Source organism: Streptomyces sp. NPDC020898 (assembly GCF_044333925.1).
In the GTDB taxonomy this organism is placed as follows: Bacteria; Actinomycetota; Actinomycetes; order Streptomycetales; family Streptomycetaceae; genus Streptomyces.
The window spans coordinates 47,876-67,848 of sequence record NZ_JBIRRV010000020.1; the positions used below are offsets into that span (position 1 = coordinate 47,876).

22 protein-coding genes are annotated in these 19,973 nt (G+C 70.4%); 8 read left to right on the plus strand and 14 right to left on the minus strand.

Going from position 1 to position 19,973, the window contains the following annotated elements; genetic code table 11:
- The first annotated feature begins 21 nt into the window (after nt 1-21).
- Nucleotides 22-426, plus strand: coding sequence for a VOC family protein (locus tag ACH4TV_RS40345; RefSeq protein ID WP_398406329.1), 405 nt, complete (start codon nt 22-24; stop codon nt 424-426).
- A 37-nt stretch (nt 427-463) separates the two neighbouring features.
- Here the strand turns inward: ACH4TV_RS40345 and ACH4TV_RS40350 are convergent, their stop codons facing one another.
- Nucleotides 464-1,669, minus strand: coding sequence for a membrane dipeptidase (locus ACH4TV_RS40350; protein WP_398406330.1), 1,206 nt, complete (start codon nt 1,667-1,669; stop codon nt 464-466).
- A 358-nt stretch (nt 1,670-2,027) separates the two neighbouring features.
- On the opposite strand from ACH4TV_RS40350, the gene ACH4TV_RS40355 reads away from it, so the two are divergent.
- The gene (locus ACH4TV_RS40355) at nt 2,028-2,882 is read left to right on the plus strand and encodes a helix-turn-helix transcriptional regulator (RefSeq protein WP_398406331.1); all 855 of its coding nucleotides are present in this window, start codon (nt 2,028-2,030) and stop codon (nt 2,880-2,882) included.
- Nucleotides 2,883-3,213: 331 nt separating this feature from the next.
- Here ACH4TV_RS40355 and ACH4TV_RS40360 read toward each other — a convergent pair whose 3' ends face one another.
- The 5 genes from ACH4TV_RS40360 to ACH4TV_RS40380 form a co-directional block, all read right to left on the minus strand.
- Nucleotides 3,214-3,492 carry a hypothetical protein gene (locus ACH4TV_RS40360; RefSeq protein ID WP_398406332.1) on the minus strand — a complete coding sequence of 93 codons (279 nt, stop codon included), beginning with the start codon at nt 3,490-3,492 and terminating at the stop codon, nt 3,214-3,216.
- Between the two features lie 35 nt (nt 3,493-3,527).
- On the minus strand, nt 3,528-3,746 hold the full coding sequence (locus ACH4TV_RS40365) for a DUF397 domain-containing protein (protein WP_398406333.1): 219 nt from the start codon (nt 3,744-3,746) through the stop codon (nt 3,528-3,530).
- A gap of 123 nt (nt 3,747-3,869) precedes the next feature.
- Nucleotides 3,870-5,048 carry a dipeptidase gene (locus ACH4TV_RS40370; protein ID WP_398406334.1) on the minus strand — a complete coding sequence of 393 codons (1,179 nt, stop codon included), beginning with the start codon at nt 5,046-5,048 and terminating at the stop codon, nt 3,870-3,872.
- 4 nt (nt 5,049-5,052) lie between these two features.
- Nucleotides 5,053-5,586, minus strand: a complete 534-nt coding sequence (gene purE / locus ACH4TV_RS40375) for a 5-(carboxyamino)imidazole ribonucleotide mutase (protein ID WP_398406335.1) — start codon at nt 5,584-5,586, stop codon at nt 5,053-5,055.
- A complete protein-coding gene (locus tag ACH4TV_RS40380; protein WP_398406336.1) occupies nt 5,583-6,722 on the minus strand; it encodes a 5-(carboxyamino)imidazole ribonucleotide synthase in 1,140 nt (379 codons plus the stop codon). Before ACH4TV_RS40380 ends, purE begins: the two co-directional genes overlap by 4 nt.
- Nucleotides 6,723-6,876: 154 nt before the next feature.
- On the opposite strand from ACH4TV_RS40380, the gene ACH4TV_RS40385 reads away from it, so the two are divergent.
- Nucleotides 6,877-7,422, plus strand: coding sequence for a GtrA family protein (locus ACH4TV_RS40385; RefSeq protein WP_398406418.1), 546 nt, complete (start codon nt 6,877-6,879; stop codon nt 7,420-7,422).
- An 11-nt stretch (nt 7,423-7,433) separates the two neighbouring features.
- Here ACH4TV_RS40385 and ACH4TV_RS40390 read toward each other — a convergent pair whose 3' ends face one another.
- The gene (locus tag ACH4TV_RS40390) at nt 7,434-8,708 is read right to left on the minus strand and encodes an ATP-binding protein (protein WP_398406337.1); all 1,275 of its coding nucleotides are present in this window, start codon (nt 8,706-8,708) and stop codon (nt 7,434-7,436) included.
- A 159-nt stretch (nt 8,709-8,867) separates the two neighbouring features.
- Nucleotides 8,868-9,545, minus strand: a complete 678-nt coding sequence (locus ACH4TV_RS40395; RefSeq protein WP_318320350.1) for a response regulator transcription factor — start codon at nt 9,543-9,545, stop codon at nt 8,868-8,870.
- A 480-nt stretch (nt 9,546-10,025) separates the two neighbouring features.
- On the opposite strand from ACH4TV_RS40395, the gene ACH4TV_RS40400 reads away from it, so the two are divergent.
- Both ACH4TV_RS40400 and ACH4TV_RS40405 read left to right on the plus strand, forming a co-directional pair.
- Nucleotides 10,026-10,184 carry a hypothetical protein gene (locus ACH4TV_RS40400; RefSeq protein WP_398406338.1) on the plus strand — a complete coding sequence of 53 codons (159 nt, stop codon included), beginning with the start codon at nt 10,026-10,028 and terminating at the stop codon, nt 10,182-10,184.
- A gap of 166 nt (nt 10,185-10,350) precedes the next feature.
- Nucleotides 10,351-10,539: a hypothetical protein gene (locus tag ACH4TV_RS40405; RefSeq protein WP_398406339.1), complete on the plus strand. Its 189-nt coding sequence runs from the start codon at nt 10,351-10,353 to the stop codon at nt 10,537-10,539.
- A gap of 100 nt (nt 10,540-10,639) precedes the next feature.
- On the opposite strand, the gene ACH4TV_RS40410 is transcribed toward ACH4TV_RS40405, so the two are convergent.
- The 6 genes from ACH4TV_RS40410 to ACH4TV_RS40435 form a co-directional block, all read right to left on the minus strand.
- Nucleotides 10,640-11,938, minus strand: coding sequence for a hypothetical protein (locus tag ACH4TV_RS40410; protein ID WP_398406419.1), 1,299 nt, complete (start codon nt 11,936-11,938; stop codon nt 10,640-10,642).
- A gap of 44 nt (nt 11,939-11,982) precedes the next feature.
- Entirely contained in the window at nt 11,983-13,065 is a 1,083-nt protein-coding gene (locus ACH4TV_RS40415) for a hypothetical protein (protein WP_398406340.1), read from the minus strand.
- A complete protein-coding gene (locus ACH4TV_RS40420) occupies nt 13,062-13,907 on the minus strand; it encodes a hypothetical protein (RefSeq protein WP_398406341.1) in 846 nt (281 codons plus the stop codon). The genes ACH4TV_RS40415 and ACH4TV_RS40420 overlap by 4 nt, the downstream gene beginning before the upstream one ends.
- Nucleotides 13,908-13,933: 26 nt before the next feature.
- Nucleotides 13,934-14,704 carry an LPXTG cell wall anchor domain-containing protein gene (locus ACH4TV_RS40425; RefSeq protein ID WP_398406342.1) on the minus strand — a complete coding sequence of 257 codons (771 nt, stop codon included), beginning with the start codon at nt 14,702-14,704 and terminating at the stop codon, nt 13,934-13,936.
- A gap of 125 nt (nt 14,705-14,829) precedes the next feature.
- A complete protein-coding gene (locus ACH4TV_RS40430) occupies nt 14,830-15,306 on the minus strand; it encodes an ATP-binding protein (RefSeq protein ID WP_398406343.1) in 477 nt (158 codons plus the stop codon).
- A gap of 215 nt (nt 15,307-15,521) precedes the next feature.
- Entirely contained in the window at nt 15,522-15,908 is a 387-nt protein-coding gene (locus ACH4TV_RS40435; protein WP_398406344.1) for an STAS domain-containing protein, read from the minus strand.
- Nucleotides 15,909-16,225: 317 nt separating this feature from the next.
- Here ACH4TV_RS40435 and ACH4TV_RS40440 point away from each other — a divergent pair, with 317 nt between their 5' ends.
- From ACH4TV_RS40440 to ACH4TV_RS40450, 3 genes are all read left to right on the plus strand, one after another.
- Nucleotides 16,226-17,155, plus strand: a complete 930-nt coding sequence (locus ACH4TV_RS40440) for an RNA polymerase sigma factor SigF (RefSeq protein WP_398406420.1) — start codon at nt 16,226-16,228, stop codon at nt 17,153-17,155.
- 195 nt (nt 17,156-17,350) lie between these two features.
- Complete coding sequence (locus tag ACH4TV_RS40445; RefSeq protein ID WP_398406345.1) at nt 17,351-18,937, plus strand: ricin-type beta-trefoil lectin domain protein; 1,587 nt, start codon at nt 17,351-17,353, stop codon at nt 18,935-18,937.
- A 153-nt stretch (nt 18,938-19,090) separates the two neighbouring features.
- A complete protein-coding gene (locus ACH4TV_RS40450) occupies nt 19,091-19,972 on the plus strand; it encodes a hypothetical protein (protein ID WP_398406346.1) in 882 nt (293 codons plus the stop codon).
- Nucleotide 19,973: the final 1 nt, after the last annotated feature.

Below are 19,973 nucleotides of genomic sequence, written 5' to 3' on the forward strand. Positions count from 1 at the left end.
ATGTGACGAGTGGAGGACCTCATGACATCCGGGACACCCGTGGCACGTTTCCACACCGTCGCCGTCGACTGCCCCGACCCGCGCGCGCTGGCCCGCTTCTACGCGCAGGTCGTCGGTGGCACGCCCGCGGAGGAGGACCCCGGCTGGGTCGTGCTCCAGGTCCCCGGCGGGCCACGGCTGGCCTTCCAGCGGGTGCCCGGACACACCCCGCCCGAGTGGCCGCAGGCCGACCGGAACTCCCAGCAGTTCCATCTCGACCTGGACGGCGGATCGACCTGGGCGGAGTTGGACGCGGCGCAGGAGGCGGTCCTGGCGCTGGGCGCCCGCCCGCTGGACCTGGACGACCAGGACGGGAAGCGGGACTTCAGGGTGTACGCCGATCCGGCGGGGCATCCGTTCTGCCTCTGCCGGATCGAGCACCCCTGAGGTCCTGAGCCCCTTAGCCCCTGAGGTACGTCAACCGTCAGCCGTCCAGCTCCGCGATCCGCGCCGTCGACGGTTCCCTGCGCAGCTGGGCCGCCCGGGCCGTGAAGTCGGCGCTGCGGAGGACGCGTTGGACGTTGCCCCAGGTGAGGAGGGTGATGTCGGGCTCGGTCCAGCCGCGGCGCAGGAGTTCGGCGATCAGGTTCGGGTAGCAGGAGGCGTCGCCGAGTTCCTGCGGGTGGGCGCTGCCGGAGTCGTACGTGCCGGACAGGCCGACGCACTCCGGGCCCGCGACCGCACGGACGTGGTCGAGATGGTCGGCGACGTCACGGACGGACGGCCCGGTCTGCTCGGCCGTCAGCGGCACCAGGCACAGGCCCCTGGCGGCGCCCAGCTCGGCGAGCGTCTCGTCGGGGAGGTTGGCGGGGTGCGGGCGCAGGGCGCGGGCCGCGGAGCGGCTGCACAGGACGGGCGCCTTGGACACCGCGAAGGCACGGTGGAAGGTGGCCTCGGAGGCGCCGGAGAGGTCGGCCACCACGCCGAGCCGGTTCATCTCGCGGACCACCTCCTCGCCGAACCGGGTGAGTCCTGCCTCGCTCGCCCAGGACGTACCGGCGAGGGTGAGGACGCGCAGGCCCAGCGAGTGCAGGACGCGCAGGATGCCGAGCGAGTCGTCGAGCGCGGCGGCCGAGGCGGGTCCCAGGACGACGGCGACACGTCCGCAGTTGCGGGCGTCGGTGACCTGCCCGGCGGTGCCCGCGAGACGCAGTCCCTCGGGGTGGCTCCGGGCCACCGTCCGCACCAGGTCCAGCTGCTCCAGGGTGGCGCCGACGGCCCGGTCACCGGCCATCCCCTCCGGCAGGTGCAGCGCCCAGAACAGTGCGCCCACGTGGCCGCGCCGCATCCGGGGCACATCGGTGTCGACGGTGTTCTCCCCGAGCTCCAGGTCGTACCAGGGCATGTGCCGCAGCGCCCAGGGCAGCCCGCTGTAGCCGTCGGCGACGGGGTGCGCGGCGAGGATGGCGTGGGCGCGGTCGAGGGGGTCGGCGTCGGGGTCGGAGATGGGGGAGAAATCCGGGTCCGGGGACGGTCCCGGCTGGTCGGAATCGGGTGCGAAGAGGGACTCCGCCGCCGTGTGATCGTCGGGGTGGTCGTCGGGCTCCGGCAAGGGGTCCGGCGAGGAGGCCGGCGGGTCGATTTCCCCGACCTCGGCTGTGGTGTGCAGTTCGTCCTGCAGGTCGGCCATGACGGGCTCCGTACGTCGTGATCGCGGTACGGTCACCGTCGCACGGCGGCGAGGGGGCTTCCTGGTGGGTGGGGCGTTCGGGGGTACGCCCCATGCGTCCCGCTCACCTCACGCGTCGCACGCGACTCCCCTGTGCAGGTGAGCCGGGCAACTTCGCCATGCTCCAACAGCCCTTCGTCGATTAGACATGTGTCGTTCGGGTAGCCCCATACAGACAGCATCGGATGAACTACCTCTACTTGCCGTACTCCTATTGGAGTACGGGCGAATGGATGTGACGCGAGTCGACCTACTACGATGGCAAAGTTTCGGCGCGACCAGTGCCCGACCGCCGCTGTCAAGATTCTGAGGAGCACCAATGCCCACGGCCGTGGACCCGAGTCTCAATCGCCGCAAGCTGCGACTGGCGCTGAAATCAGCCCGCGACAGTCGCGGCCTGACGCAGCGTGACGCGGCCGACGCGCTGGAGTGGTCGTTGTCCAAGCTGATCCGCATCGAGGCGGGCACGGTCAGTCTGTCCGTCACGGACCTGCGCGCGATGCTCCTCGAGTACGGCGTGGAGGACCCCGAGGTCGTCGCGGACCTGGAGGAGGCGGCCCGGGGCAGCAAGGGGCAGTCGTGGTGGTCCGAGTACAACGACGTCATCAGCCAGCCGTTCAGCCAGTACCTGGGCTACGAGAGCGCGGCGAACACCATCCGGGGCTACCACCCGAGTCTCATTCCGGGCCAACTGCAGATCTCGGACTACATCTCCGCCATCTTCGAGGTCGGCGAGCCCGTGGCCAAGGCCGAGCAGCTCACCGACCTGCGACTGGCCCGGCAGGAACGGATCCTCCAGGAGGGCGGTCCCCGGGTCGAGATGATCCTGGACGAGGCCGCCCTGCGCCGTCAGATCGGCGGCCCGGCGACCATGCGGCGCCAACTGGCCTTCCTCAAGGGGCTCGTGACAGAGCAGCGCGCCACCTTGCGGGTCCTGCCCTTCTCGGCCGGCGCGCACGACAGCGTGGACAGCAGCTTCACCCTCCTGGGGTTCCGTGACGACGAGGACGTCCTGTACCTCACCGGACCCCGTGGCACGGTCACCAACCGCGACGACCGCAAGCTGGTGGCCCGCTACCAGGAGTGCTTCGAGGATCTGGAGAACAAGGCGCTCAACGAGGAGGACACGATCGCCATGTTCGACGACCTCATCGAAAACTTCCACCGCACCTGACATCCAGTCAGCGCGCATCTAGGCCCAGGGGACGCCATGACCAGCGACGACGAGAGCAAGGGCCCGGAGTTGGCTCCCGGCCGCTCTCGACTCCCTGGACCTGGTTACAACGTCTTCCTCGGACCGCCCCCGCCCGTCCGGCCGCCCGACCCCCGGCGAGGGCGGGCCGACGTCGACGACACGATCAGACTTCTGCGCACCCTCTGCGCCCTGCTCGTCTCCTCGGCCACTCTGCCTCTGGTGGCCTTCGCCGGGATCGGGATGGGCGTGCCGCCCTGGCTCTGCCTGATCGCCGCCTTCGTCGGTGGACCACTCACGACCTGGGCGTTCGTCATGACCTTCGAGTGGGTACGTCGTTCCTCGCCGCCGGACGGACCAGCAGACCGACCGTCCAGTGGCGGGCCGTAACCGGTGAGCGCACCCACCACCAGGCCGCGGCCGCGGACACCGCGACCAGCACCGCGAGCCACATCACGAGCCGCGCCCACGCACTTCCGCCCAGCAGTGAGACGCCCGCCCCGGCGGCCGTGGCGAGCCCGCCGGTCACCACGCAGTACCCGGCCAGCCCGGGATTCCTGGTCACCGTCTGCTCTCGGCGTTCGCCGCTCATCTCACATCCCGTACTCGGTCCGCTTCACCCGCACGTCACATGTGGTTCCCACCAGTGGTGTCCGGTGCGAGAAACAACGCTATCGCCGCCTGCCAGGCGTCCGCGGCGAAGCTCACCGACGCGCTGTCCGGCCGTTTGGAATCGCGTACCCGGACCGTCCCGGGGAGCACCGCGACCTCGCAGCAGGCGTCGGGATTGTCCTTGCTGTAGCTGCTCTTCCGCCAGACGACGGCACCCCGGTCCCCGGCCAACACCGCCCCCTCCCACTCCCGCCCCGCTCCGAGAAACGCTGAACGCGCCTACGGTTCTTACCCGTTGTGGCCACGGTTCAACAGACAGTCGTCTCTCTGGCGCGTTCTGAGGGGTCGGAGCACCCCTCAGCCGTCCAGCTCCTCCAACGTGGCATTGGACGCCCCACGCACCCCCTGCACCTCACGCGCCACATCCTCCGCCGCCCCCAGCACCCGCACCGCGTTCTCCCAGGTCAGCTTGGCGAGATCGCCCTTCGACCAGCCTCGGTCGAGGAGTTCCGCGATGAGGTTCGGGTAGCCGGAGACATCCCCCAGCCCGTCCGGGGTGAACGCCGTGCCGTCGTAGTCGCCGCCGATGCCCAGATGGTCGATTCCGGCCACCTCGCGCATGTGGTCCAGGTGGTCGGCGACCGTCGAGACCGTGGCGACCGGGCGCGGGTTGGTCTCCTCGAAGGCCTGGTGGACCTTCATCGCCTCGGGGGTCGTGGCGAGATGGTGGAAGCCGTGGGCGCGCATGTTGTCGTCCGCGGCGGCCGTCCAGTCGACGGCGGCCTGGAGGACGAACTTCGGTACGAAGGTCACCATCGCCATACCGCCGTTGACCGGCAGGCGTTCCAGTACGTCGTCCGGGATATTGCGCGGGTGGTCGCACACCGCGCGCGAGGAGGAGTGGGAGAAGATCACCGGCGCGACGGACGTGTCCAGCGCGTGCCGCATCGTCGTGGCGGCGACATGCGAGAGGTCGACCAGCATGCCGAGGCGGTTCATCTCCCGGACCACCTCGCGGCCGAACTCCGACAGCCCGCCGACACCCGGCTCGTCCGTCGCCGAGTCCGCCCACGCCACGTTGTCGTTGTGGGTGAGGGTCAGATAGCGCACGCCCAGCTCGTACAACCCCCGCAGGGTGCCGAGGGAGTTGGCGATCGAGTGACCGCCCTCGGCGCCCATGAGGGAGGCGATACGGCCCTCAGCCCGCCCCGCCTCCATGTCGGCGGCCGTCAGCGCGGGCCGCAGATCACTCCCGTACCGTGCGATCAACTGACGTACGCAGTCGATCTGTTCGAGAGTCGCGGGCACCGCGTCCGGCAGGTCCGAGCGGACGTAGACCGACCAGTACTGCGCACCGACCCCGCCCTCGCGCAGCCGCGGGAGGTCGGTGTGCAGGTGGGCGTGCTGGGCGGTGGCGATGTCGCGGGCGTCGAGGTCGTAGCGGACCTGTTCGCGCAGTGCCCACGGGAGGTCGTTGTGGCCGTCGACGACCGGGAACTCGCGCAGCAGTTCCCGGGCTTCCTCCAGGGAGCTCACGACGTCACTTCCCGAAGCCGAAGCCGTTGCCGCCGCCCGCGCCGCTGTCGACCTTGGCGCGCAGCCGCTTGCCCTTCTCGGTGGCCTGGTCGTTCAGCTCCTGCTGGAACTCCCGCATGCGGCCGAGGAGTTCCTCGTCGTGCGTCGCCAGGATGCGGGCCGCCAGCAGGCCCGCGTTGCGCGCGCCGCCGACCGAGACCGTCGCGACCGGCACACCCGCCGGCATCTGCACGATCGACAGCAGCGAGTCCATGCCGTCGAGGTACTTGAGGGGGACCGGGACGCCGATCACCGGGAGCGGGGTCACCGACGCCAGCATGCCGGGCAGGTGGGCCGCGCCGCCCGCGCCGGCGATGATCGCCTTCAGACCGCGCTCGGCGGCCTGCTCGCCGTACGTGATCATCTCGCGCGGCATGCGGTGCGCGGAGAGGACGTCGACCTCGTACGCGATCTCGAACTCGTCCAGGGCCTGGGCGGCGGCCTCCATGACCGGCCAGTCGGAGTCCGAACCCATGACGATGCCTACAACGGGGCTCATTCGGTGATCGTGCCTCTCAGATATCCGGCTGCGTGACGGGCGCGCTCCAGCACGTCGTCGAGGTCGTCGCCGTAGGTGTTGACGTGGCCCACCTTGCGGCCGGGCTTCACGTCCTTGCCGTACATGTGGATCTTGAGCTGGGGGTCGCGGGCCATGCAGTGCAGGTACGCGGAGTACATGTCGGGGTAGTCGCCGCCCAGGACGTTCGCCATGACCGTCCACCTGGCGCGGGGGCGCGGGTCGCCGAGCGGGAGGTCGAGGACCGCGCGGACGTGGTTGGCGAACTGCGAGGTGATCGCGCCGTCCTGGGTCCAGTGGCCCGAGTTGTGCGGGCGCATCGCGAGCTCGTTGACGAGGATGCGCCCGTCGCGGGTCTCGAACAGTTCGACGGCCAGGTGGCCGATCACGTCGAGTTCCTTGGCGATGCGCAGCGCCAGTTCCGTGGCCTGGAGGGTCAGCTCCTCGGCGATGCCGGGCGCCGGGGCGATGACGGTGTCGCACACGCCGTCGACCTGCTGCGACTCGACGACCGGGTACGCGACGGCCTGACCGTGCGGGGAGCGGACGACGTTCGCCGCCAGTTCCCGTACGAAGTCGACCTTCTCCTCGGCCAGGACCGGGACGCCGGCCCGGAAGGGGTCGGCGGCGTCCGCCTCGGAGTGGACGACCCACACGCCCTTGCCGTCGTAACCGCCGCGGACCGTCTTGAGGACGACCGGGAAGCCGTCCCCCTCGGCCGCGAAGGCGACGACATCGGCGGGGTCCGTCACGATCCGGTGCCGTGGGCACGGCACCCCGATCTCGTCGAGCCTCGCTCGCATCACGCCCTTGTCCTGGGCGTGCACGAGCGCGTCGGGGCCGGGGCGGACCGGGATACCGTCCGCCTCCAGGGCCCGTAGATGCTCGGTCGGGACGTGTTCGTGATCGAAAGTGATCACATCGCACCCCTGCGCGAACGCACGCAGCGTGTCCAGGTCGCGATAGTCGCCGATGACGACATCGCTGACGACCTGCGCAGCGGAATCCTGCGGGGTGTCACTGAGAAGCTTGAATCTGATGCCGAGCGGGATGCCCGCCTCGTGTGTCATACGAGCGAGCTGCCCCCCGCCGACCATGCCGACTACCGGGAACGTCACCCTCCAAGAGTATCGGCCCGGCCGTCGCGGCCTGATTACACGTCTGTGACCCGGCACGCACAGGCGAGCCCCCGAGGGGGTGGTTAGCATGGCTGGGTTGACGAATTCCCGCTCCACCACCTCGACGATTCCTACAGACGGGGGCCGGCAGGCCATGGGCAGTGGTTCCAAAGGTCTTCATACGACGCCCCGGAGCGCCGTACGCCAGCGCTTCGACCAGCTCGTACGCGAGATGGCGAAGTTCGGGGCGGTGGGCGGGGCGGGGCTTCTCGTCAACCTGCTCGTGTTCAACCTGGTGCGCAGCGCGACCGACCTCCAGGTGGTCCGGGCCAGTGTGATCGCCACGGTCGTCGCGATCTGCTCGAACTACATCGGCTTCCGCTACTTCACGTACCGTGACCGCGACAAGAGCGGCCGTACGAAGGAACTGACGCTGTTCCTGCTGTTCAGCGCGGTCGGACTGGTGATCGAGAACGGTGTGCTGTACACGGCGACGTACGGCTTCGGCCTGGACAGCCCGCTGCAGAGCAACGTCTTCAAGTTCGTCGGGATCGGGATCGCGACCCTGTTCCGGTTCTGGTCGTACCGTACGTGGGTGTTCCGTACGCTTCCGGCGCGCGAGGCGGTTGCCAGCGCCGAATCGTTCCTGGTGGGACAGACGATCCCCGAGGGCCGGGCCCGGCGCCAGCACGTGGGATAACGCGGCTCGGCTCAGCGAACCGTCCGCTCCTCGTCGCCGTCCTGCGCCTTCTTCAGCGGGTTCCGGGACAGGAACAGGCCGAAGACAGGCGGCTGCTGCTGGAGCAGCTCCAGACGGCCCGCGTCGGCCTCCGCGAGGTCGCGGGCGACGGCGAGACCGATGCCCGTGGAGTTGCGGCCGCTGATCGCGCGCTCGAAGATCCGGGCGCCGAGGTCGGCCGGGACGCCGGGTCCCTCGTCCGTGACCTCGATCACGGCCTGGTTGCCGATGACCCGGGTGCGCAGCGCGACCGTGCCGCCGCCATGCATGAGCGAGTTCTCGATCAGCGCGGCCAGCACCTGGGCGACCGCTCCCGGGGTGCCGACGGCGTGGAGGTGGCGCTTGCCGGAGCTGACTATGGCCCGGCCCGCGCTGCGGTAGGCGGGGCGCCACTCGGCGAGCTGCTGCTGGATGACCTCGTCGAGGTCGAAGGAGACGGCGGAGCCGGTGCGCGGGTCGCGGGCGTTGGTGAGCAGCCGTTCGACGACGTCCGTGAGGCGCTCGACCTGCGTGAGCGCGATCGTCGCCTCCTCCTTCACCGTGTTCGGGTCGTCGGTGAGGGTGATCTCCTCCAGCCGCATGGAGAGGGCGGTGAGGGGGGTACGGAGCTGGTGCGAGGCGTCGGCGGCGAGGCGGCGCTCCGCCGTGAGCATCCGGGCGATGCGTTCCGCCGAGCTGTCCAGCACATCCGCGACCCGGTCGAGCTCCGGCACGCCGTACCGCTTGTGGCGGGGGCGCGGGTCGCCGGAGCCGAGGCGTTCGGCGGTCTCGGCGAGGTCGGTGAGCGGCGAGGCGAGCCGGTTCGCCTGCCGTACGGCGAGCAGGACGGCGGCGATGACGGCGAGCAGCGCGACGGCGCCGATGATCAGCAGGGTGCGGCCGACCTCACGGGTCACGGAGGAGCGGGGTTCCTCGACCCGGACGGTCTCGCCCTCCTCGCCGTTCTCCTCGGCGGAGATGACATCGCCCACGGGCTTGTCCCCGACCTCGATCGCCGCGCGCCCGGGGATGCGCACGACGGCGTACCGGTCACCGGTGACGAGGCCGTCGAGCACCTTGGCGTTGATCTGCTCGTCCCCGAGGATCCGGCTGTCCACGATGCTGGCCAGCCGCACGGCCTCGGAATCCACCCGCTCCTGGGCACTGGCACTGATGGTCCGCGTCTCGACGATGACGAGAGACACACCAAACACGGCGATCACGACGAGCACGACCGCGAGGGTGGACTGAATAAGACGACGACGCACGGCCCCTCCGGGCGCAATGGCAGATGAACGACGAGCACGCGCCCCTGGAAGCCGCCCCGCAGGGGCGCGCTTCCAGGGGCGCGGGGAACTGCGCGAGAAGCCCCACGGGCCGGCAGCCGCACACCACGCACAAGCCCACGGCGTTACGCGCGCAGTCGGCTAACTCTTCTCGAACCGGAAACCGACGCCCCGGACAGTCGCGATGTACCGAGGGTTAGCCGCATCGTCGCCCAGCTTCTTCCGCAGCCACGAGATGTGCATGTCGAGCGTCTTGGTCGACGACCACCACGTCGTGTCCCAGACCTCCCGCATCAACTGGTCGCGCGTGACGACCCGCCCGGCGTCCCGCACCAGCACCCGCAGCAGGTCGAACTCCTTGGCGGTGAGCTGGAGTTCCTCCTCGCCCATCCAGGCGCGGTGCGACTCGACGTCGATGCGCACACCGTGGGTGGCGGGCGGCTGCTGCGGCTCGGCGGCGCCGCGCCGCAGCAGGGCCCGGACACGGGCGAGCAGTTCGGCGAGCCGGAAGGGCTTGGTGACGTAGTCGTCGGCGCCCGCGTCGAGGCCGACGACGGTGTCCACCTCGTCGGCGCGCGCGGTCAGGATGAGGATCGGCACGGTCAGGCCCTCGGCGCGCAGCCGACGGGCCACTTCGAGGCCGTCCATGCCGGGCAGTCCCAGGTCGAGAACGACCAGGTCGATACCGCCCTGGATGCCGGCGTCGAGCGCGGTGGGTCCGTCCTCGCGCACCTCGACCTCGTAACCTTCCCGGCGCAGTGCGCGGGCCAGCGGCTCCGAGATGGACGCGTCGTCCTCAGCGAGCAGTACACGGGTCATGACCTGATGGTAGACCGCCCTGGACACCGCCTGGGGTGTGACCAGGCGTTCCTGATTCTTACCTTCGGACGCTAGGACCAGAACCCTTCGGCAGGCGGAGCCGAAGCCAGGCGCATGCCACGCCCTCAACCTGTGCCCCTATGGGGGAACCTTGACTCTTACCTTCGAATGGCCAACCGATGCCCCTCACCGCCTGCGATCTGCACCCCAAGTCGCATTATTTATGAGGGTGACATGCAGTATGGGGACTGATCACTTTTAGCCACATATGGAACCTTTGGCATGTTTGATGCCGAAGGTTCTTTTTATGCAGGACCTTCTTCGACACTCGCTTCCCGTGGTGACTGTGAGTGATGTTGGCCGATGCGAGGCATCGAAGAAATCCGGCCCTGTCCACGCGGTTTCCGGGTTGTTCACGCGTCATGCTCGTCCTGTGTGAACACGCACCGTGATCCGGCGCCCACCGAGGAGTGAATCCGCATGACGACGAACACCCTCCCCCGTCTCCCCCGCCGCACCCCCACCGCCCCCGACCGCCCCGCACCGGCCCCCTCCTGGACCCCGTCGGGCTCCTGGGCGGCGCCGACCCCCGAGGTGCTGCGCTCGCTGGAGGCGGCCCTCGCACGGTGGTCGGTGTGACCACGGTGCCGACGACTCCCGCGAACCCGAAGGCGCCGCCCTGTGACGTGTGCGAGGCACTGGCCGCACAGCGGGACGCGGCGCTCGAGGCCGGTCGTACGGGTGAAGTCGGTGACTGTGAGCGCGAGTTGAGGGAGCACGGCCGACACGGACGAGGGTGTGCGCCATGACACCGCGCCGACCGGTCCGCCCCGCGCACGAGGAGTACCGCCCGCCCGTACCGGTGGACGGCTGCCCGCGCTGCCGGGAACACGCCGCGAGCCGGGACGCGGCGCGGGCCGTCTTCGACTACAGCGCGGTCAGTGACGCGAACGTACGGCTGCGGGCCCACCTGCTGGACGCCCACCGCGCGTAGGAAGCACACGAAACAGATACAACAGATACAGAGGGGAACGCCGGACCCCGCCCGATGACGCTCTCTGGAGCGGGGTCCTCACGTTGCCCGGTGCGGCCGCTCAGCGCAGGCGCCGCCTTCCCGGCATGAACGTGAACACCGCCACGCCCGCCAGGATCACCGTTCCGGCCACCAGACCGAGCGCCTTCAGGGCTCCTCGGTCCTCGGCGCCCGTGTTCGCGAGGCCGCCGCTGGTCGACGTACCGCCGGAGCCGGAGGTCGTGCCGCCCGACGTCGACGAACCGCCCGCCGCTCCGCTCGCCTGTTCCTCGGTGTCCAGGGTCAGGGAGACCATCGACTCGGCCGGGGTGCAGGTGGTCGTCGTGCCGAGGGCGTTCACCGTCAACACGCCTGGTGACAGGGTCGATTCACCGGTCGCGCCCGGCTTGTAGGTGCCCGTCATGTCGGAGATCGTCATGGCGTCGCCCGTCTTGATCGGCTCCGTGTTGGCCGGGCCCTCGACATGGACCGTGCCCGTGTCCGAGCCGCCCAGGACGACCTCCATGGACGGCTTCACCGAGTCCGCCGGGAGGTCCGCCGGGCTGTCCATCACCGAGCCCTTGAACTGGACCGTGAGGTCGTAACTCCCGCCGCTCTTCTTGGCGTTGATCTGGATGGGGGAGGTCACGTCCTTGTCGCCGATGGGCGTCACGCATGTGTACGGGACCTGCACGAGTTTCCCGGTGAAGTCCGTCTGGCCGTCGTCGCCACTCTCCGTCGGCGACGGGGTCGGGCTCGGACTCGGCTCCGGGTCCGAGGTCTCCGTCGAGGTCGGGGTCGGGGTCGGGGTCGGTGACCCCGTGGGTGTCGGTGTGCCCGTGTCCGTCGGTGTCGGTGTCGGTGAACTGCCGTTGCCCGCCGTCACTTTGATCGTCGCCGACGGCTGTACCGCCTCGGTCGGCGCGCACTTCGTGTCCGTCGAGAAGGCGTTGATCGTGTACGCGTCCGGCGTCAGCGTCACGTCTCCCGCCGTCGTCAGTTTCACCTTGCCCTTCATGTCGGACAGGACCATCGCCCCGCCCTTGGGGATCGCCGGGTTCTCGCGCGGGCCCTGCATCGCGACGTCGGCGGTCTGCGCTCCGGCCGCCTTCAGCACCCCGCTCGGCTGGACCGAGTTGGCCGGGAGGTCGATGAGGTCCGGGTTCTTGGACGCGGCCTGGGTGAACTTCCAGACCACCTCCACCTCGTCGCCCACCTTCGCCGTCGCGGGCGCGGTGATCTGCACCTTCGTGGTGCCGTTGACGGGGTCCAGGCCGGAGGCCGCCGGCGGCACGCACTTCGTCGCGTACGACACCTCGGCCGCCTGGGCGGGCCCCGCCGCGGCCAGGCCCAGCAGGACACCGCCCGCTCCGCCGAGCAGCAACAGGGCCCCTGCCGCACTCGCGCTCCGTCTCCGTTGCGTTCTCACGTGTTCCCCTTCGAGTTCGTCGTGTTCATCGCGTTCGTCTCCGGAGTGCTCGCGCCCGGGTCGGCGCCCGGGGTGAACCACGGCAGGGTCCCGGGCGCCGGGGGCGGGGCGGTGGTCTCCGCCCGCGTGCCCGGCTTCGGCATACGCAGGGTCAGTTCGGGCAGTCGCAGGCCTCTGCCACGACGTACCGGCGCCTGTCCGCGTCCGCGTGGCCGTACCCGGTCCACCACCGCCATTCCGATCCGGAACAGCGCCGCCGGTACGACGACACCCGCCAGGACCCAGAACAGGGTCACGCCCCATGGCCTGCCCACGGCCCACGGCTGCTCCGCGAGCACCTTGTCGCCGTACTTCAGCGAGACCGTGTAGTCACCGTGCGCCCCGCCGGGAAGCTCCACCGGCAGCTCGACTCGGGCCTTCCCGCCCGGCTCGATCGTGCCGCGCCACTGCTGTTCCTGCCACTTCGGGGCGAACACCCCGTGGGAGGTGCCGACTTGGAGTATCGGATCCTTGACCGCCGCCGTCCCGAGGTTGCCGACGGTGAGGACGAGGGTGCGCGCGGGCGGGGCGCCGAACCAGGTCAGCAGCCCGCTCGAACCGTCGAGCCGTGGGTCCGTGAGGACCGAGAGGCGGCCCCCGCCGGCCGGTGTGGGCAGCGGTTCGACCGGGTGCCCTGCCACCTGGAACACCGCGTCGGCCGCCGCCTCCGACGCTCCGGTCACCGTCGCCACGTGCACCACGCACGGACACGGCACCGGCGGTTCGACCACCGGCAGGCTCTTGCTGAAGCCGCCTTTCGCGTCCGTGGTGACGGCTCTTCCGTCCGCGTTGGCACAGGAGTTGGTGCCGCCGATCACTCCCCGGGACGGCACGGACCGGCCGCAGATCAGCATCATCAGCAGCGTCTTCGCCGGCCATCGGGACCCGGTCACGGTGACCGAATCCCCGGTGCCCGCTTGGGACTTGGAGAGCTTGACGGTCGGCCCGTCGGCCGCGGTGGCGGTCGTGGACAGCAGGGAGACGGGCAGCAGGAAGGCGAGCGCCAGTGCCGCGACCAGTGCAGGGATCCGCAGCTTCACGTCATCGCTCCCGTCAGATCGTCCGCCAACTCCTCGCGGCCACGCGGCTGTTCGTCGATCTCACGGCGCCCGATACGTCGTACGGCCAAGAGGGCGCCACCCGCCGCCAGCGCACCCGCGGCGCCCGCCACCCAGCCCCACGGCACGAACCGGGCCGACGCGCTCGCCTCGTCGCGTGCCGTTCCGTCCGCCGCCGTGACCGTCAGACGTACGTCGACCGCGTCGAACTCCGGGCGCTCGGGCCACGGTTCGGTGAGGGCGACGCGTCGGCCCGGAGGGAGGCGGACGGGCAGGGTGCGCGGGGCCCGGTCGAAAAGCGGGCCGAGGATCCCGTCCGCGCGGACGGTGAGGGTCGGGGTCAGGTCGGTGGTGCCGCGGTTGACCAGTTCGTACGCGATGCGGTCGCCGCGTACCGTCACGTGCTCGATCGCCAGCGCCGGCAACCGGGGTCCGCCGACCCGGAGTCGGAGGCGCACCGTCTCGGTCCGGCCCGACGCGCGGGCGGTGATCGTGGCGGTGCGGTCGCCGGGAGGCGTGCCGGCGGGGACGCGCACCGTGAAGGGCACGTCGGCGCGGGTGCGGGCCGGGACGTCGACCTCGGGGGCGGCGAAGGTGACCAAACTGCCGCCGGACAGCCGTACATTGAGCCTGCCCGCCGTCGGGTTGCGGACGGAGAGCGTGTCCTGGAGGACCGTTCCGGGCGTGCCCTCGGCGTAGAAGTGCGGCCGGCCGGTGCCCAGGGGCGCGACGGACCAGCCCTCGCCGGCCGCGGCCGGTGTCCCCGTGGACAGCAGCGCGACGAGGCAGAGGCCGGCGCAGAGGCTGAGGCGTCGGACACGCATCGGCGGCTCCCGGAGTCCCGCGGTCCTCAGCGGCGTACCGTCGGCTGCCGTCGTACCGTCTGGTTCCTGCGGGTCAGCCACAGCGCGCCCGCCGCGCCCGCGAGCAGCACCGTGCCGCCGAGCGTGCCCAGCGCGATCACGGAGTCCTCGGGGCCGGTCTGTGGGAGCTCGGCACCGGGGTCCTTACCGCCGGTGCTGCCGGAACCGCCAGTGGTCCCGCCGGTGCCGCCGCCTCCGTCCGCCGCCGTGACGTCGAGGGTCAGGGACGGGCCGGGGTCGTTGGTGGGCGTGCACGTGGTGGTCGTACCGAGCGCCTTGATGGTGAGGACGCCTGCCGTGAAGGTGACCTTGCCGGTCTTCGACGGCTTGTACGTGCCGCTCAGGTCGTTGATCTTTATCGGGGTCTCGGCGGGGATCGCGGCCTCGTTCGCGGGCCCGGTGACATTCAGGGTGCCGCTGTCCGCGCCGCCCAGTTCGATCGTGGCGCTCGGGTTCATCGCGCCCTTGCCCAGTTCCACCGGGCTGGAGGAGACGCCCTTCTGCCAGGACATCGTGACCTGGTAACCGCCGTCGCTCTCCACCGCCTTGATGTCGATGGGCGAGAGGGCGCTCTTGTCACCGATCGGCGTCTTGCACTGGTAGTTGACGTCCACGACCTCCGCCCGGGCCACGGGGGCGGCCATCAGCACCGCCGATCCGGCCAGGGCCGCGACGGACGCGAGCGCGGCGCTTCGTTTCGGGTGGGCCCGGCGGTTCGTGCGGTGGCTCACCCCGTGGTTCGTCCGGTGGTACGACATCGTCGTCCCCCATTCCTGACGGCACATCAGATCGGCAGATCGGCCGTCAAGGTACGCCGGGGGACCAGCAGAAGGAAGACACAGCACACACCGGATCGGCGGGAAACAGACGGGACAGACGGGAACTACGCCGGAGCGCCCAGTTCCGCCCACACCTTCTTGCCCGCGACGCCGGGCGTCCGTACGACACCCCAGTCCAGACACAGGCGCTGCACGATGAACATGCCGTGGCCGCCCGGGCGGCCGGCTCTGTGCGGGGTGCGCGGGGCGGGCTGGCCGGCGCCTCGGTCCGAGACCTCCACCCGGATCACCTTGTTGTCGCAGCTGATCCACATCTCGTCGGGACCCTCGGCGTGCAGGCAGGCGTTGGTGACGAGTTCGGAGACGACGAGCAGTACGTCCTCGGCGGCTGCCCGCCGGTCGGCGCTCGCGGCGGGCAGCCAGCCCCACGCGTACAGCGCCTGCCGGGCGAAGTCGCGGGCGAGCGGGACGACGCCGCTCTCACCGCCGAAACTCAGACTGCGGGCCTGAGGGCCCCCGGAAGCGCCGCTGGACTCCGGGGTCTCCGGGGAGCCCGGCGAGTCAGGCCGGGTGGTGCTCATCAGCGCTTCACCTCACCGATTCACCAGTTCGCGTACACGGTCGTCGTTCTTCACTGCCACGGTTCAACACAGCTCATTACGCACGCCCTTGTGCGCATATTCAGGATGACTCCTGCCCGACGGAACCGACAGAACACCCCCTGAACGGGCCTCCTTGACGGGGAGTCGACACGCGAGGTGTCACACCCGCCGGGCCGACCCGGCCACCCGGTCCGCTAAGGCGACTCGGGAGGCTCGTCGGCCAGGGCCGCGGCGAGCGACTCGTGCACGGTGAAGACCGCGTCCGCCCCGGTGATCTCGAACACCCGGGCAACCACCGGCTGCATTCCCGCGAGATGCACTCCGCCCCCCGCGGCCTCCGCCTTCAGGCGGGCGCCGAGGAGCACGTTGAGTCCGGTGGAGTCACAGAAATCCAGGCGCGCGCAGTCCACGACGAGCCGTGAGAGGCCCTTCGCGAGGCAGTCCTCAAGGGGTTCACGCAACAGATCGGCGGTGTGGTGATCCAGCTCACCCACCGGAGTCACCACGGCGCTGGAGCCCTCTCGCCGCACCTCGACCAGAAGCCGGCCAGACTGTGCGCTGCCGACCGTCCCGCGGTCCATGCCGTCTCTCTCCCGAGGTGGTGGCTGCTTCCGGCGCACACTCGCGCCCTCTTGACGTCCTCGAACACTACGCCTTCCTCACACTCTCCGACACCCGAACTAACGCCCATAAGTGGACATACAGGAAGGGAACGCACTTGCGGTGGGCTCGGGAAAGCGGGTAGGGCTAGTACGAGACCGGTTCTCGTACGTCTCGCACTTGTCGTACGGAGCCGGTCGGAGACACGTAACCGACACGGCCGGCATTGGAGGCGCCGCACACCGCAGTGCACGCACCCGGCTTCGGCAGCCTTATGCCGAGAACCATGGAGGACACCATGTCACCCCGGCTCGACGCATCGCATACCCAGAGGGCGACGTCGACACCCCCTCCGGAACACACGGACTCCCAGCAGGACCAGCACCACGCGCCGCACCTTCCGGGTCCGCGGCTTCCGGACGCCCTGGAGGGGCTCCCCGAGATCCCGCCGTACGACGAGGTGGGGGCGGTCGACGCGCGGGCCCTGTCCAAGACCCTCTTCGCGCGGCTGGAGTCCCTCGAAGAGGGCACGCACGACTACTCGTACGTCCGCAACACCCTCGTCGAGCTCAACCTCGCGCTGGTCAAGTTCGCCGCCTCCCGGTTCCGCTCGCGCAGCGAGCCCATGGAGGACATCATCCAGGTCGGCACCATCGGCCTGATCAAGGCGATCGACCGTTTCGAGCTGAGCCGCGGGGTGGAGTTCCCGACCTTCGCCATGCCGACGATCGTCGGTGAGATCAAGCGGTTCTTCCGCGACACGTCGTGGTCCGTCCGCGTACCGCGCAGACTCCAGGAACTCCGGCTCGACCTGGCCCGGGCCGGCGACGAACTGGCCCAGCAGCTCGACCGCGCCCCCACCGTGGGCGAGCTGGCCGACCGTCTCGACCTCTCCAAGGACGAGGTCGTCGAGGGCATGGCGGCGTCAAATGCCTACACCGCCAGCTCACTTGACGCCCAGCCCGAGGAGGACGACTCCGAGGGCGCGCTCGCGGACCGGATCGGGTACGAGGACCACGGCATCGAAGGCATCGAGTACGTCGAGTCGTTGAAGCCGCTGATCGCCGAACTCCTGCCCCGGGACCGGCAGATCCTCTCGCTGCGGTTCGTCGCCAACATGACCCAGTCGGAGATCGGCGACGAGCTGGGCATCTCACAGATGCACGTGTCGCGACTGCTGTCACGGACGCTGCAACGGCTGCGGAAGGGGCTGACGGTCGAGGACTGACGCCGTCGGAGGACTGACGGGCATCGAGTACTGACGGGCATCGAGTACTGATCGTCCCGCTGGGGAGAGGTTTCCGGTTACCCACGGAAACCTCTCCCCTCTTTTCCCAAAGGCCCCCTGCGCCACCGACACCGCCTGCAAACTGGCTGCCACGTCAGGACCGGGACGGGGTCGGGGGTGCGAGGAGGCGGACGGATGTCCCAGGACACCGGTGACACCAATGACACCGACGGGGCGTACGGGGTGTACACGGGCGCGTCCGACGCGCGCCTGACCGAGTTGCTGCGCACCGACTCCCCCACCGCGTACCCGGCGTTGCAGGAGCTCCGTGCCCGCCACCGCGCGTCGGTACTCGCCTACGCCCGCCTGTGCACGACGAGCGACTCCACGGCAGGGCAACTGGCGGCCCAGGCGTTCGCGGCGGCGGCCCGGGACATGGCACGCGGTGCCGAGCCGGGGGTTCCGTGGCGCCACCAGCTCCTGCTGCTGACCGCCGGCCTGGCGGCCACGTGGGCGACGGACGAGCGCGCGGCGGGCCTCGACACGAGCCTGCTCCTCGTCCTGAACACACTGAACGCGGCGGGCGGAGTCAGCCCGTCCCCGCCCATGCTGGGCCCGTTCCAGTCGCTCCCGTCCCGGGCCCAGGGCCTCATCTGGTACGGGATCGTGGAACGGGAGGCCGAGGAGCGGACCGCCGGCCTCCTCGGCCTGACCCGCGAGGACGTGACCCACGAGACGCAGCCGGCGCTCCAGGCACTGGGCCAGTCCTGTCTGCGCTACCGTCTGGCCGCCTCCGACGACCCGCGCTGCCAGGACTTCCGCCGGCTGATCGAGGAGTCGGTCCGCCCCAACAGCCCCCGCCACAGCGCGGATCTGCGCGACCACATGGCCTACTGCCCGCACTGCACGGCGGCCTACGAGGAACTCTCCGCCCTGCGGGACACCCCGCGCACGGCCCTGGCGGAGGGCCTGCTGCCGTGGAGCGGCACGGCGTACGCGAGGGACGCGCCGGCGAGCCCGTATCTCGACTTCCCTCCTCCGGACGGCAGTTCGTCCAGGTCGCTGCCGTCAGCGCCGTCGCGCCGACGCTTCGCGCTGGCCTCGGCGGTACTGGGCGTGACGCTGGTCCCGCTGCTGATCGTGCTGCTGTCGCCGGGCGACGACCCGTCGGCTCCGCAGGGTGCGGCGGGCACGGTCCCGGTCACCGCCGTCCCCAGCCGGCCCGAGGTGACGGCGCCGGACACCTCGCCTCCCCCGGCCACCAAGTCCCCGTCCCCGTCGCCGACTTCACGTCCGCCGACCGCGCCGGCCCCGACTCCGAGCCCGACCGCCACGGCCAGACCCACGCCCACGCCCGCACCCGCGTTCCGCCCGCCGGGGGCCTCCTTCGCCCAGGTGGTGAACGTCGCCTCGGGACGCTGCCTGGACATCCGGGACGGTGTGCTGGAGAAGGGTACGGACGTCCGTATGGCACCCTGCTCCGCGACGTCCGACACCCAGCGCTGGAGCGTCGACGCCGACCTGGGCGTGCTCCGCTCGGCCGCCGACTCCGACCTGTGCCTGGACAGCCGGGGCGATGTGGACAAGGGCGTCGGCATCTGGGAGTGCGCGTCGGTGAACGGCGACAGCGGCGACAACCTGCGCTTCACCGTGGACGACGACGGCGTGATCCGCCCGGCGATCGCCTTCGCGACAGGGCTCACCCCGGACGGCGACGGCGGCCTGACCTTCGTAGCGCTGACGGGCGGGGCGGGGCAGCGGTGGCGGGCGGGCGTTAGCTGAAAATCCCGTACTCGCCAACCTCCTTTCGCGGTGGCGCGATTCACTCCGCCGCACGGAAGGGGCGTGAAAAGCCGCCGGGGCGGATCCGGCAACCCCGCAGGCGATCGGCGCCGACCCGAGGGTGAATTCCGTACCCCACAGAGGGAGTTCACCATGCGCAAGCACATCGCACGCCTCTTGGCGGTCCTCGCCTCGCTGGCCGCACTGATCGCCGCCCCCGGTCTGCCGGCGGCGTTCGCCGCGCCCGCCGGGACGACGGCACAGGTGCGGGCCGCCGCCGAGGACTGGAACCCGCCCGCGAACCTCGTACAGCCGCTGAACGAGGTGTGGAACCACGTGTCGTCGACCTACCCGGACCTCTACGGCTTCCGCAACTACGGCTGGGACCAGATCATGGCCAACCGGGGAAGCGTCAACTACTGCGTCCGCTGGGAGTCGGACGCGCCCGTGAGCACCGCCCTGCGCGACCGGATCCACACCGCGCTGAAGAAGCAGTTCGGCAAGTGGATGGCGGCCATGGTCGAGAACGGCCAGGGACACAACGCCTGGCCGTACGCCAGCGTGCCGGTCAACATCGTCGGCTGGGCCGTGAAGAACCGCTCGACCCTCCAGTGGACCGACAACTCCGTCGACATCTACGCCGGAAACCTCGACGGCGGCGGCGCCCCTCAGTGCGCCCCGGACTGCGGACGCTTCTTCCACCAGGACGGCAACTACTCACGCTGCCCGGGCGGTGCGGCCCGCCACTACGACCAGTCGCTGTGGCTGACGAAGGGGTTCCAGGGCGGCGCGGGCGGCGACTGGGGCCAGCGGGTCGGACAGGAGTACTTCACCAGCACACTGGACCAGGAGAACATCCACATCTATCTGCACGAGGTCGGCCACACCTTCGGGCTCGACGACTTCTACGACTGGAGTCCGACCGGCCAGTGCTGCTTCATCATGAAGGCGGGCAGCGCCACCCAGATCACGGAGTTCGACAAGTGGATGTTCCGTGACTTCTGGCGCCATCTGAAGAACCGCTACGGCCTCTGAC